Origin of the sequence: Chitinolyticbacter meiyuanensis (assembly GCF_008033135.1) — a bacterium.
Lineage (GTDB): Bacteria > Pseudomonadota > Gammaproteobacteria > Burkholderiales > Chitinibacteraceae > Chitinolyticbacter > Chitinolyticbacter meiyuanensis.
This window is the reverse complement of record NZ_CP041335.1, coordinates 4,038,065-4,051,302: the sequence shown is the minus strand read 5'-3', so window position 1 is coordinate 4,051,302 and position 13,238 is coordinate 4,038,065. Positions and strand designations below refer to the sequence as shown.

Here is a 13,238-nt window from a genome sequence, read left to right as displayed (position 1 = left end):
GTCCTGCAGCCGGTCCGGCTTGGCTGACCCGCGCCGCCTTCGACCGGTGCTGTACCGCGTTGCAAGCTAGCGACAGGCTATTCGAACTCGCCGACCCGATGAAGCCGAAGCTTTATCCAAGGGTTCTGGTCGTCGGGGAAGGTCGAGCGACGGGGCGCAGTCACCTCGATTCAAGCCACTCGCTGACACTATCCTTCAGTTTCTGTCTGGCGCAGCTTTCGGCGCCGCCCTAGCTGATTGGCCATTTCCGGCCATCGGTATCCCCTCACGCGGCTACGCGGCAGTGTCCCTCAGTTTGCCGGATAGCTGTAATCACTTGCCGACTTATAAGTCAACGAAGCAAAAAATTAATATCAGCGTTCGGTAAATTACTTGAAAAATATGTCTTTTGAATTTATAAACTCGCGCGTATGCATTCCGATGCACGGTCGGCGTCCCGTCGGACGTTGAGCAGATGAACGTGAGGAGAGGGCGGTTATGACGCTGATCATCCCGGGTGTAGAGGTCAAGGTAGTCAAGGAGGTGCTGGCACCGCAGCTGGCGCCGTCCGGCGTGCTGGGTCTGGTGGGCGTGGCCGAGCTGGACGACAAGGGCGCCGTGCGTGGTGTTGCCCGTGCCGCCAGCTGGCGTTCCTTCATCGAATCGGCAGGCCCCGCGGCCGCCTTCGCCATGCCGGAGGCGTCGCCCGCCCTGTCCAACGGCGTATTCGAGTTGGTGGTCAGCCCGGTGACCGGTGCCACCGCCGCCAGCGTCAAGATCCCCGCTTCATCTGGTACCGCATTCACGCTGCAGGCACGCGCGCCCGGCCCGTGGGCCAATGGCGCGCTGGTGCAACTGGTGACCCGTAGCGTCGAGACCGAGGAAAAGGATGCGGCGGGCAAGGCCGTCACCCAGCTGCTGATCGATCTCACGATCAGCCTGCCGGGGACCGAATACAAGGAAGTGCACCGCAATCTCTCCGTCGGTTCCGCCCAGGCTCGCAATGTGCAGAAGGTGCTGGCGCAGCAATCGCAGCTGCTGCGGGTGGTCGAGGACGCGGACAAGCTCAAGGAGCCCAAGGCCGCAGCCGAGCCCGCCTCGTTTACGCTGGCCGATGGCAAGGATGCGAGTGCCGAGCAGTATCGTGCCGCGCTGGCACTGCTGGAGAACGAGCCCGATGTCGACATGGTGCTGGTCTCGGTGCAGGACCAGAGTGACCTGACCCGGCTGGCCCGCATCTACAGCGACGTGATCGCGCACTGCGATCGCATGTCCGCACTGAGCCAGGGCCGGATCGGCCTGGGCCAGGTGCCGGGCGTCAACGCAGCGGGCGTCAAAACCGCTGCCGAGAAGCTCACCGCCACCCTGGTGTCCGACCGTTTTGTGCTGGTGGCTCCGGCTGGCGTGGTTGGCGCGGTGGCCGGCACGCTCGGTAGCCTCGATTACTTCCAGTCGCCTACCTTCAAGCGGCTGGCTGCGCTGCCGGAGCCCGCACCGGCGCTGTCGGTCGAGCTGCAGCAGGAGCTGCTCAAGCGCAATGTGGTGCCGGTGGTCAGCCAGCGCGGTCGCGGCATCATCGTGGTGCGCGGCCTGACCACCGATGGCGACCAGATCAGCGTGCGTCGCGTGGCCGACCATGCCGTGCGCGGCATCAAGGTGATCGGTGAGCTGTTCATCGGCCGACTCAACAACGAGGAAGGCCGTGGCGCGCTGAAACAGAAACTGGTCGAGTTCCTGGTGCAGATGCAGAAGGAAGGCGCCATCGTGCCGTCGACCGACGGCAGTGATCCGGCCTTCAAGGTCAACGTGTATTCCAGCCAGGACGATTTCGCCAAGGGCATCGTCCGCGTCGACCTCGCGGTCCGGCCGGTACGCGCCATCGACTACATCTACGCGACGGTGCTGGTGCAGACATGATCGGCAACGCCTGATCATCCATCGTTCCCCGTTTCCGCAGGCAGGCGCCGACCTCACCGAGCGCCGCCCCACTCGAGGTTTGAATCATGCCCACCGTATTCTCCGCGAACCGCAGCAACGTGCTGGTCGACGGCGAGGCCATCGAAGGCCTGCAGTCGCTGGCTTTCCGCGTCGTCACCGAGCGCGAGGACATCCGCGCCGTCGGCAGCGCCGAGCGCATCGGCGTCAGCTTTGGCCTGCGCACCGTGCAGGGTGAGCTGGCCGTGCGTTCGGCCAACTACAAGCTCGACAGCCACCTGGAGCTGCAGGCCAAGTTCCAGCTGGTCGCCAACCTGAAGAAGGACGACGCGGCCGATTCGCCCAAGCGCACGCTGTCGTTCGACGATTGCTACATCGAATCCAAGGACTTCGCCATCGGCGCCGGCGGCACTGTGCTGACCCAGTACGTCTTCACCGCGACCCGCATCCGCGAGGAATAAGCCGTGGTGGAGGTGGCCGGATCGGCCTGGTCCTTGCAACATCAGGGCGGCGCCAGCGCGCTGGCGATCACCAGCTCGGAAGGCGAGTGCTACACGCTGCAGCCGTGGACCTACGCCGCGCACCTGGCTGCCTTGCGATCCTGCGTCACCGTCTCGCTGCAAGGCGCCACGCTCGATCACGCCGGCTTTGCCGAGGCCGTGCTGGCAGGCTCGGACGTGCCGGTGGCGCGTCAGCAGGAACTTGCCGCCATTGCGCTGTGGTGGGCCAGTGGGGCCGATGAGCCCGCCGTGAACCCAGCCGAGGCCGGTTGGCTCGATTTGGATGGCACTGCTGCGCGCCTGCAGCCGTGGAGCGAGGGCGAGCGCGGCCAGGCGTTGGCCGAATGCCTGATCGACAGCGACGAGGACGGTGCCTGGTTCGATGCCGTCGGCTACCTGGACCGCATGACCCGGGCCACCGTGCAGGAGCTTGCCCCGCCTCAGGCCATCGACACCTTGCATGCCGCTGCGACGCGGCGCCTCTTCGATGCCACCGTGGCGCTGAACGTGGTGGCCGAGGAAGACCGTGCCTTGCTGGCGGCAGGCCCGGTTGCGCGGGAGACGGCACTGCGCACGCTGCGCGCCTGCCGCGCACTGGGCTGGACACCGAGCCAGGTATGGGCGGCGCCGGCGGTGGAGATCGAGCGCTTGTTGCAGCTGATGGCCGTGGTCGAGAGGCCCGAACCGGCACCGCGTGCATCTGCGTCGCGCAAGCCGCGCCTCGCTGATCACCCGGATGCCTTCGTGATCCAGATCGAGGACGATCCATCGTGAGCTTCGAGCTGGAACATCTGGGCGCCCGATTGCTGCGGCCCTTGGTCTCGTCGTTGCAGGAGGCCAGCCGCCAGCTGGGCCTGGCGTTCGAACCGGAGGCAGACGCCTTCGAGGAGGCTGCCGAGCCGGATGAACATGGCGTGCCTGCTGTACCTGCCGCCAGCGCAAGGCCGGGGGCCGCGCCGTACTTGGCAGCGCCATCGGCCGCAACACATGCAGGCACTGCAGTGCCGATTCACGCAGTACCTGCCACAGCCGCTCCCTCATCGGCCATCGATACGCCGACCTCGACTGTGCCGGCTTCGACAAGCGAAGCGGGCATGCACCATCGCACGCAAGCTCCGGTCGTTGCGGCACCCACTCGCGGCGCGCAGGTGGCGGTGCATATCGATGCCCGAGGGCGCGTCACGCCGCTGGCGCCGCAGCTGCTGGCAGCGGCGGTGCAAACGGCAGCAGCGCCCGGAATCGTCTCACATGGCGCTCAAGGCAGCGACGTTGTCCCGGCATTGCCCCCGGCAGCCGGCATCAAGCTGGCGTTTCGCGATGGCGAATCGGCGCCCATTGAAGCGCTTGGTGGAGGCGACGCAACGCCGGGTTTGCCGCTCGCGCCAGCTTCGGTCAGTCAGGCTCAAGCGCCGGAGTTTCAAGCGCCCAACGCCAGCAAGCCGCCAGCGCAATCATCGACGGTACCTTTTCTACCCACCGATCGCGTTCTGCCCGCCGGGCGCCGGCACGCGCTTGAGCCTGTACACGGCGTTGCTGCCGCTGTTGAACACCTCCAACCCGCCAGCTCGACAGCGCTGGCGCAAGCAATGCGCGCTGCGGGTCGCGCCGAGTTGCCCGGCGTGTGGTTGCCCCGCAAGCCCGAACCCGTTGCCGCTTCGGCTGCCATGCCGACGACGGCGGAAAACACGCTCAGCAGGGGAGCGGAACAGACGCTGCGGCGGGTCGGGCGGGCGGTCGAGCCGATGCTCGATCGGGCCTATGGCCTGACCATGGCCGAGCTCGATGTGGGCGAGGCTCGCGGTGTTGCCTCCAGCGATGAGCAGCCTGCCGAGCCGGCGGCCCGCGTGAACAACCATTTCAATGTCAACGTCGCGGTTGGTGGCGGCACGCCGCAGCTCGCCGACGATCCGGAAGCGCTGCGCGAGGCGCTGGCCGAGTGGCTGCGTGATGCGGCACGGCGACAGGGGCTGGATGTATGAGCGCCAGCCAGCAACGTACCGATTACAGCGTGAAGGTGGGCAGTTACCGCGCCAGCAGCGGCCGCGACCGCGGCGATCGCCAGCTGCTGAGCCTGGTGGTCGATATCGACCTCGATGCGGCCGGTGGCGTGTGCCTGATCGAATTCGCGGCCGGCGAGGATGCGCCGGTGGCGGCAGGCGACGCGGTCTCGGTCAGTCTCAATACCGGCGATGGTGCCACCACCGTCTACACCGGAACGGCTGGGCAGGTTCGCCTTGGCGCTGCCAGCGAGCGCATCGAGGCCTGGGATGCGCTCGCCCTGCTGTCCCGCGTGCGGCTGGCCGCTTCCTACGAGAGCGTCAGCGCGGATTTCATCATCAAGGATCTACTGCAGAAGGTCGGCGCCAAGGCCGGTCAGGTCGCTACCGGGCCGGAGCTGGCCCAATACGCGGTCCATCCTGCCCCGTCGGTGCTCGCGCATGTGCAGCGCCTGGCGGGCCTCGCTGGCGCGATCCCGTTTTGCGATGGCCAGGGGGCGGTGCAGGTGCTGGCCGCCACCACGGCAGGGAACACGCACCGGTTCCGCTACGGCGAGACCGTGATCGCGCTGGCGCTGCAGCCGGCAACACCGGCCTTCGACAGCGTCGAGGCCTGGGGCGAGGGCGCAGCCAGCGCCAAGGGTGCAGACAAGGCGCACTGGCTGACGACCGATCTGGCCGGCGTGGCCGGCAAGGCGGCGCTGGGCCAGCGTGGCCAGATCACCAGCGGCAAGCTTGGCGACGCCCCGTTGCAGCTCATCGACGGCGCGCTGCGCAGCGGTGAGGCGGTACAGGCGGCTGCGGACAACCGCATGCGGGCGCTGGCAGCCCGATCGGTGCGTGGCTACTTGGACGTATTTGCTGCCCCCGCGATCCAGCCGGGCGACACCATCGAACTGGAGCGCCTGCCCGCGCAGCACCCGGCCACGCGCCTGCTGGCGGGGTGCGGGCCGTTGCGGGTACGCCGGGTGCGCCACACGCTGGACCGCGCGCGCGGTCTGGTCACCCGGGTGGGGTTCTGACCATGGTCCGCATCGGCAAGATCGAACTCAAGGGCGTGCAGAACCTGCACACCGAGGAGGCGCGTACCCTCGTCGAGCAGCGGGTGCCGGAGCAGCAGGGCAGCGTGTTCCAGGATCTGGGGCGTGAGCCGGTCACCGTGGTCATCGACGGGCTGCTGTTCGGCGACGAGGTGATGAGCGCGCTGGAAACGCTGCGGGTGGCGCATGCCAAGGCGCAGCCGCAGGCATTCGCCGCGGATATCGTGGTCGGCAGTGATCTGACCGATGTGGTGATCGAGGACTTCCGGGTACGGCAGGTGGCTGGTTACCCGGATCGCTACCGCTTCAGCCTGCGCCTGCGCGAGCATGTCGAGCCGCCGCAATCCACCAGTGCCGCGCTCGCGCCGGTCAATCGCGACATCGCTGGTGATGCCGCCGCCTGGAGCGACGGTGCAGTCGGTGCCGCCGCGGTGCTGCAGGATCCGGCGTCGCTGGCACAGGCGCTGACCGACAACCCGGCGCTGATCCACAACCTGGATGCCGACGCGCTGGGGGCCGCCATCGGCAATAGCCTCGACCAGCTCGACACCAGCCAGCTTGGCGACATGATCGGCGCGGTGGGTGCGCTCGATCCCGCCAAGGCATCGGGGCTGTTCGATGCACTCGGCAAGGCCGGCAGCCTGGGGCAGATGCTGAACAAGTACCTCGCCGAAGGCGCCAACCTGATCGAGCAACTGAAGAACTTCGACTGGAGCCGTGCCGGCTCGCTGATGCGGGCGTTCGCCGGCGGCCTCGACTTCCTTTCCGCCCTCAAGAACGTGGCGGACAAGGCTGGCAAGCTCGTCGCCGACATCGGCAACCTGGAGCTGCCGCCTGAACTGGATCGCATCGTCCGTGGAGAGCGCCGATGAGCACGCCGGCCGACATCGTGCGCGACCTTGCCGCGCTGGTCGATGCGCTCGCCGCGCTGCTGCAGACCGACACGGCCAGGGAGATTCCCAACATCGCCCGCGATCTGGGTGCGACCAAGCAGTTGAACGAAGTGGTCGACCGGGCCAAGGGCCTGCTCGACCAGCTGCGCGATGGCGCGGTGCCGCTGCACCGGATGGTGATCGATGCCGACGCGCTGGTCGCGCTGCTGGGCCTCGTGCCGCCGTTGACCGAGGGCATGGCCGGCATGAGCGAGCGTATCGCCGTGTGGGTGCAGAGCCTGGCGCTGCCGCAGGGCGATCCGCTCAACATCGACGACGCGGCGCAGGCCGCCAGCGTTGTCGCCGTACCGTTGCGCCAGGTGTCCGACGTGCTGGACCAGAGCGTGGAAATTGCCGAGGGCGTCGTCGCGTTGACGGCGCCCGAGCAATGGACCGGATTGATCGAGTCGCTGAATGCGCTCGGCCAGGCCGTCCTTGAACTGAAAGCCGACCCTTCCGCCGCCCAAGCGGCTGCCGTTACGTCCTGAGGAGCTCGATCATGCCCGATACACCCGTACCCGCCACGCCCGCCCCGCAAACGCCGGCACCCGTCCCGGTTCCCGGCGATCGCGCCGACAACCCGTTCCGCGCGCTGGCGCTGCTGCTCGAAGCGGTGCGCACCTCGCTCGAATCGAGCAAGGCCCCGAGCAAGGCGCCGCGCTGGGTGCGCATCGTGCGCGTGCGCGAGTTCAAGGACGACGTGATCGCCGGCGGCGTCAGCAAGACGGTGGATGTGCTGGTCACCGCGCTGGGCTATCTGCAGCGCTTCTCGCTCGATGCCACCGACCTGCTGATCCAGGGTGATGCCGCCAAGGCGCTGGTCGAGGTGTCGGCCGAGTTCATCAAGAAGGCCACCAGCAAGGAATTCGTCAATGCGCTGGAACTCGCCATCGGCCAGGAGCCGAGCGCCAGTGCGCCGATCCCGGACGTGGGCAGCGTGATCGACAAGATCGTCGCTATCGCCGACAAGGTGCCCGAGCCCGAGGACCTGGAAGTGATCGGCCGCGAGCTCTACAAGCTGCTGTCCATCGACCTGAAGACCAGCGAGGACGACCTGGCCGCGGCAACCACCGACCACGTGCTGATCGAAACCACCGGCAAGCTGCGCCTGCTGCAATGGGGCCTCGGCAACACCTTCAAGCTGCAGAATTTCGGCAAGGGCGCCACCCCGAGCGAAGCGGTGCTCACCTCGCTCGGCTCGCGCCGTGTCTGGCTGGCCACCAATGCTAAGCTGCCGCAACGCACCATCGGCAAATGGGGCGATGCCAACAACCAGGAAACGGTGTTCGAGCTGCAGTTTGCCGGCGACAAGGCCGGTGCCGACATCGCTGAAGCCAACACCATCCTCGATGGCCTGGGCTATCCGGTGCCGAGCGGCCTCGATCGCAAGGTGTTCTCCGACAAGTTCGCCGAACGTCTCAAGGCCTTCCAGAAGATCAACGGCCTGGAGCTCAGCGGCAAGCTCGACAAGGCCACGCTGAACCGCCTGCTGCACCTGGATACCGAAACGCAAAGCCTCAAGCGCGCCAAGCGCTACAAGGCCGAGCCGGAAGCACCGCAGTAAACGCATGAATCGCGGGCCGGCCGATGCCGGGCCCGCACCGATACGCCTGTACGCCACCTGGCGGGCAGGCAACTCAAATCAGGAAGAGCCGTGAGCGATCCGATCGCCGTCATCCGCGCCGTGGTGCGCGACGAGCTACGCAACCTGCGCCTGGGTGACCTGGGCGTGGTGACCAGCGTGTTCCCGCATACCGATGCCGGTGATGCCCATCACTACGAGTGCAATGTGAAGCTGCGCGAGGCCGATCTGGAGCTGCGCAAGGTGCCGATCGCCACGCCGCACATCGGCATGGCGAGCTGCCCGGCAGTGGGTGATCTGGTGCTGCTGAGCTACGTCGGTGGCGACCCGAACCGCGCGGTGGTGATCGGTCGGCTGTACTCGGAAAACGCCACGCCGCCGCTGTTCGACGAGAACGAATGGCGCGTGCATTCGCCCTTGGCGGGCGCTACGCATATCGCGATCGACAAGGAGGAATCCTTCGTCGTCACCGCCGGCAAGACCGTGGTCACGGTGAAGAAGGACGGCAATGTCGAAATCGCCGGCGAGGCTGACGTGAACATCGAGGTCAAGGGCAATGCCACCATCAAGTGCGGTGATTGCACCATCGATGCCTCCGGCAACATCGACCTGGGCAAGGGCGGCGCCGGCGTGATCACCGAGGCCAGCCACAAGTGCTATTTCACCGGCAAGCCGCTGGTGCCGTCGCAAACCGTCAAGGCCAAGGGCTGACCATGCCGGCGCCGCAGGCTTCCCAGCTCGAATCGATCGCCGACGGCATGGTGCGTGCCGCCGCGCTGCAGGGTGAGGATGCGCCGGGCCTCGCCAAGGCGCTGGCGCAATCGACGGCCCAGGCGCTGGCGTTGTTCGCTGCGCAGGGCATGGTGCTGCCGGGCATTCCGGCTGCAGCAGTCCCGCCGCCGGGCAATGGCGCCACCGCCGGCCCCGGCCGGCTGATGCCGCCGCCTGCCGGCGGGCCGATCGCGCCGCAGCTCGAGGGCATCTGCAATGCGCAGCTGACCGCCCAGGGCATCAAGGGCGAGGATGCGCCGGGCCTCGCGAAGACCATGGCCGCGACCATTGCCCAAGGCATCCAGCTGTTCGCCAGCCAGACCATGGTGATGCCCGGCATTGCCATTGCCGGCTTCGTCACCACCGCACCCGGCATGCTGCAACCGGTGCCGCTGGCCTCGTCGGTCGAGGGGGCGGCCATGGGCTTCATGCAGCGCGACGGCTTGCGTGGCGAGCACGCGCCCGATCTGGCGCAGGCGATGGCCAACACCGTCGATCTTGCATTGACGCAGTTCGCTGCGCAGGTGATGGTCGCGCCGGGCATTCCGTGCTCGCCCGGCGCCAGCGCCGGTCCCGGACGACTGATGTGAGCGCCGCGATGAAACTGGATACACCGCTTGGGCAGGCTGGCCGACCGGCGCGGGCAAGTGATCCGCGCCCCAACAAGGAAACCGCATCGTGGTGATATCCGATCCCTATGGAACCGATCTGCGCCTGGTGTTCGGCGCACGTGGCGAGGATGCCGACCTGGCGGTCGGCATGCAGGACCTGGACACCGTCAGCGGCGTCGACAACCTGGTGCAGGCCTTGGCGCTGCGTCTGCTGGTCGATCGTGGCGAGCTCACCGGCCTGGGCCACGCCCGCTACGGCAGCCGCATCCGTGACCTGTTGGGCGAAACACTGGATCGACCCAACCTGGAGCTGATGCGGCGCTATGTACGCCAATCGCTGCTGCAGGACCCGCGCGTGGCCGAGGTGTTGTCGGTCAAGGTCAACGTGGCCGGCACCCGGCGCGATGCCGTCGAAGTGGTGGCGCAGGTGCTGGCGGGGGACGGCGACATGGCCGAAGTAGAGGTGGTGTTCGATGCCGCTTGACCAGCCGTTCCAGAAGAAATCATTTGCCGACGTCGCCGAGGCGCTGCTCGCCGACATGGCCGCCGGTGGCGGTGGGCGCCAGCCGCTGACCGACGTGACCGAGGGCAGCGTGGTGCGCACTCTCGCCGAGGCGTTCGCCCGCGAGCTCGCCGTGTGCTACGAGCAGCTCGACCATGTCTACCGCAATGCCTACCTGGAGACCGCCGAGGGCGGTGCGCTCGACAACGTGGTGGCGCTGCTCGGCCTGAAGCGCCGCCGCGGCGGTTTTCTCGAGGGCTCGGTACAGTTCAGCCGCGGCACGCCGGCGAATGAGGACATCCATATCCCCGCCGGCACCCTGGTGGCCGGACGTGGGGTGCCGCTGTGCGCCACCGTCGATTCGGCGGTGCTTGCGCGTGGCGAGCTGCAGGTCGGCGTGGGCGTGCGGGCGCAGGAAGCGTTCGATGGCACCGTCAAGGCCGGGCAGCTGGCGGTGATGCCGCGCCCCATCGCCGGCATCGAAACCGTGCACAACCCGGGCGACCTGCTGTTGCGCCAGCGCGAGGAAACCGATGCCGAGCTGCGGCAGCGGGCGCAGGGGCTGGTGCGCGCCGCCAATACCGGTACGCTGTCGGCGATGGAAGAGGCGGCGCGCTCGGTCGGCATCAACGAAGTGCGCATCATCGAGCAGCCCAACGGGCGGCCCGGCGAGATCGCCATCATCCTTGGCGACGCCGATATCGGCGATGACGTGCGCGACGAGGCGCGGCGCCGCATCGAAGCGGTGCGCCCTGCCGGCATCCTGTTCCAGTGCGATCGCGCCGAAACCATCTATGTGCAGATCACCGCCACGCTGGAGACCGGTGGCGAGCGCAGCGAGCGCGAACGCAAGGCCATCGAGGCGCGGCTGACGCAGCAGCTCGCCGACTACATCGGTCAGCTCGCCATCGGCGACACGGTCCGCGCAACCAAGATCCGCGCCATCCTCGCCAGTCACGACGCAGTGCTGGGCGTCGAAGACACGCCGGGCCTGGCACTGCTGACCCCGTACATCAAACAGGCCAATGGCAGCCTGGCTTCCCAGGTCAGCCGCTATGTGGTCGAGAACGGCGATATCGCCCCGGGCCGCACCGGCAGGGTGGTGGTCGATCTGGAGCAGTTGCCACCGCGACTCAGCCTCGAGCCGTCGGTGGTCAACGCGCGCTTGACCGTGCAGCTGAAGGCCGATCCGGCCGCCAACCGTCCGGGCATCGAGAACGATCTCAAGCAGCTGGTCGAATCGATCAATGATGCCGTGGGCGAGCGCCGTTCGGCACGGCTGGACAGCAAGCAGCTTGCCATCACGCTGAAGGCCGACAAGCCGGAGCTTGCCAAGCTGATTCATCACGTGCGCGCCACGGTGATCCACGATCGCGATGGCCGCGCCGTGGAGCTGGGCGACGGCAACCTGCCGGCGCTGCAGGCCAATGTGCGGGGCGACGATTTCGGCAACCGCGAGCGCCTGTTGCTCAACCCGGTGCAGTGGGTGGACTAGCGCGATGAGCAGCAGCGTCCTCCGTCGCCAGCGCCTGCTCGAGCTGTTGCCGCGCATCTACACCGCGCAGCCGGCCGATAGCGCCGTCGGTGCCGTGATCGCGGGCATGGCCGGCGCGCTGTCGCGCCTGGATACCGACCTGACCCGGGTGCTGTACGACCGCTGGAGCCCGCTGGCGCACGGCGAGCGCCTGGGCGAACTCGACAGCGCGGTCGAGCGATTGGGGCATCTGCTGCAGGTGTACCGGCTGCCTGCCCGCCTGGCGATGCAGCGCGTGACCGAGGACGAGTTCGGGCTGCACCTGCACTTCGCCACTTCGCGGCATCTGGACGATGCGTTGCGCGATCTGCTGGGCGTGGGCTGGAACCCGGATGACAGCGAGGCGCATGCACGCGGCCTGGCCCTGCTCGGTGACCTGTTCCCCGGCCTGCGCTTCGATCACGCCTCGCTCGATGAAACGCTGCACGTCACGCCGCTGAACGACGATCCCGGACCGATGGACCGGCTGCGTGCCTTGCTGGTGCCCGAGGGCGGCGAGGCCTACCGCCAGCGACTGCAGCTGACCGCGCCGTTGTTGACCGGTGGCATCACCACGCCGCGCGCGCTGCTGGCGCTGGCCATCGCCGACCTCGGCGCCGAGCCGGCCCTGGCGATGCGCCGCCAAGGCGACACACTGATTGCCCAGGCCATGCCGCTGGGCAGCCGCAAGCGCTGCCCGCATTGCGCCGGCACCGGGCCGGAGGCGCCGTGCACCGCACCGGGAGGCGCACTGTTCGAAGCGCAGCTGACCGACAATCCGGTGCTGGAACAAGAGCATCGTGAGCCGGCGCCGCGGCTGCGCCGGGTGTTCGGCGTGCACAATGCCAGCCTGCTCGCCGATCGGCCCATCCTGCGGCTGACCGCCACTCAGCGGCCGATTGCCTATCCCGCGATCCAGAGTCGCAGCACCGGCGAGATCACGCTGTTCGCCGGCACGCTCAAGCCCGGCGAAACGCTGCATCTGTATCCCGATGCATTGGGCATCGACCTGCCCGCGTACGACAGCAATGGCAGTGCCGAGCATCATCGCTGGCTGCAGCAATATCCGGGCGGCCGCGCGGTGGTGACGGCCGAAGGCCGACCCGAACGCGATGTCAGCAGCGATGTCTTCTACCTGTGGGGCAATCGCTTCGACGCCGTCAATTCCCGCTTCGGCGGCGGCGCAGGCGAGGCCATGCGCTGCGGCGTGCTCGACCAGGCGGTGCGCACGCCACAACTGGTGAGCGGTGACAACGCGCTGATGTTGCTGACCTTCGCCAAGCCGGATTCCGAGTTCGCCGACGCCGACGAGACCAGCCATCTCTCGGTCTTCGCCGGCCCCAACGACAAGGACGGCACTCGCTTCGCGCTGATCGATGGCGATCTTGCGCATTCCGAACACAGCTTCCTCGCCTTGCTGCTGCAATCGCTGACGCAGACCGATACCGCCGGCGAGGACGATGGTGATTCTGCGGCCAAGCCGCCACTGGCGCTGCATCTGGAATGGCTGGCTCGCCCGCCTGCCACCTTCCGCCTGCGCGTGCCCAAGACGCCGTGGGTGGTCGACGCCGAACTGCGCGGCGCGGTGGCGCTGATGCGGCAGGACATCGAGCGTGCCCGTGCCGCCGGGGTGCGTGCGTTGATCGATTTCCCGGTGCCGCCCTACCACGAGACACACGACAGCGAGGTCTCGCCACTGGCGCTGGCGCTGCATCAGGCGCATCGCGAGACCCACGAGCCGGCCGAGGGCGGGCTCACTCTGACTGCCCAGCAACCGCTGGCCGATGTGCAGACGCTCGACGAAGGGCGCTTCGCCTTCGATCTGGTGCTCGACGCCACTCGCTTCGACTGGAGCCGCCTGCCATGACCCTGCACG

At 67.8% G+C, this 13,238-nt stretch carries 13 protein-coding genes; all 13 read left to right on the top strand.

Annotation, left to right across the window (positions count from 1 at the left end; translation table 11 throughout):
• Positions 1 to 477 precede the first annotated feature (477 nt).
• The 13 genes from FLM21_RS19285 to FLM21_RS19225 all read left to right on the top strand — a co-directional run bounded on the left by FLM21_RS19285 (position 478) and on the right by FLM21_RS19225 (position 13,229).
• A complete protein-coding gene (locus tag FLM21_RS19285) occupies positions 478 to 1,896 on the top strand; it encodes a phage tail sheath subtilisin-like domain-containing protein (protein ID WP_148717129.1) in 1,419 nt (472 codons plus the stop codon).
• 86 nt (positions 1,897 to 1,982) lie between these two features.
• Positions 1,983 to 2,375 carry a hypothetical protein gene (locus FLM21_RS19280; protein WP_148717128.1) on the top strand — a complete coding sequence of 131 codons (393 nt, stop codon included), beginning with the start codon at positions 1,983 to 1,985 and terminating at the stop codon, positions 2,373 to 2,375.
• Between the two features lie 3 nt (positions 2,376 to 2,378).
• Positions 2,379 to 3,188, top strand: coding sequence for a hypothetical protein (locus tag FLM21_RS19275; protein WP_148717127.1), 810 nt, complete (start codon positions 2,379 to 2,381; stop codon positions 3,186 to 3,188).
• Entirely contained in the window at positions 3,185 to 4,393 is a 1,209-nt protein-coding gene (locus FLM21_RS19270; protein ID WP_148717126.1) for a hypothetical protein, read from the top strand. The genes FLM21_RS19275 and FLM21_RS19270 overlap by 4 nt, the downstream gene beginning before the upstream one ends.
• Positions 4,390 to 5,433: a contractile injection system protein, VgrG/Pvc8 family gene (locus tag FLM21_RS19265; RefSeq protein ID WP_148717125.1), complete on the top strand. Its 1,044-nt coding sequence runs from the start codon at positions 4,390 to 4,392 to the stop codon at positions 5,431 to 5,433. Before FLM21_RS19270 ends, FLM21_RS19265 begins: the two co-directional genes overlap by 4 nt.
• A 2-nt stretch (positions 5,434 to 5,435) precedes the next feature.
• Entirely contained in the window at positions 5,436 to 6,323 is an 888-nt protein-coding gene (locus tag FLM21_RS19260) for a DNA circularization N-terminal domain-containing protein (RefSeq protein ID WP_148717124.1), read from the top strand.
• Entirely contained in the window at positions 6,320 to 6,871 is a 552-nt protein-coding gene (locus FLM21_RS19255) for a hypothetical protein (protein WP_148717123.1), read from the top strand. Before FLM21_RS19260 ends, FLM21_RS19255 begins: the two co-directional genes overlap by 4 nt.
• A gap of 11 nt (positions 6,872 to 6,882) precedes the next feature.
• On the top strand, positions 6,883 to 7,947 hold the full coding sequence (locus FLM21_RS19250; RefSeq protein ID WP_148717122.1) for a peptidoglycan-binding domain-containing protein: 1,065 nt from the start codon (positions 6,883 to 6,885) through the stop codon (positions 7,945 to 7,947).
• Between the two features lie 90 nt (positions 7,948 to 8,037).
• The gene (locus FLM21_RS19245) at positions 8,038 to 8,676 is read left to right on the top strand and encodes a phage baseplate assembly protein V (protein ID WP_148717121.1); all 639 of its coding nucleotides are present in this window, start codon (positions 8,038 to 8,040) and stop codon (positions 8,674 to 8,676) included.
• A 2-nt stretch (positions 8,677 to 8,678) separates the two neighbouring features.
• Positions 8,679 to 9,326: a hypothetical protein gene (locus FLM21_RS19240; protein WP_246120760.1), complete on the top strand. Its 648-nt coding sequence runs from the start codon at positions 8,679 to 8,681 to the stop codon at positions 9,324 to 9,326.
• A gap of 88 nt (positions 9,327 to 9,414) precedes the next feature.
• Positions 9,415 to 9,831: a GPW/gp25 family protein gene (locus tag FLM21_RS19235; protein ID WP_148717120.1), complete on the top strand. Its 417-nt coding sequence runs from the start codon at positions 9,415 to 9,417 to the stop codon at positions 9,829 to 9,831.
• Complete coding sequence (locus FLM21_RS19230) at positions 9,821 to 11,344, top strand: baseplate J/gp47 family protein (protein ID WP_148717119.1); 1,524 nt, start codon at positions 9,821 to 9,823, stop codon at positions 11,342 to 11,344. Before FLM21_RS19235 ends, FLM21_RS19230 begins: the two co-directional genes overlap by 11 nt.
• Positions 11,345 to 11,348: 4 nt before the next feature.
• Entirely contained in the window at positions 11,349 to 13,229 is a 1,881-nt protein-coding gene (locus FLM21_RS19225) for a hypothetical protein (protein WP_148717118.1), read from the top strand.
• Positions 13,230 to 13,238 lie beyond the last annotated feature (9 nt).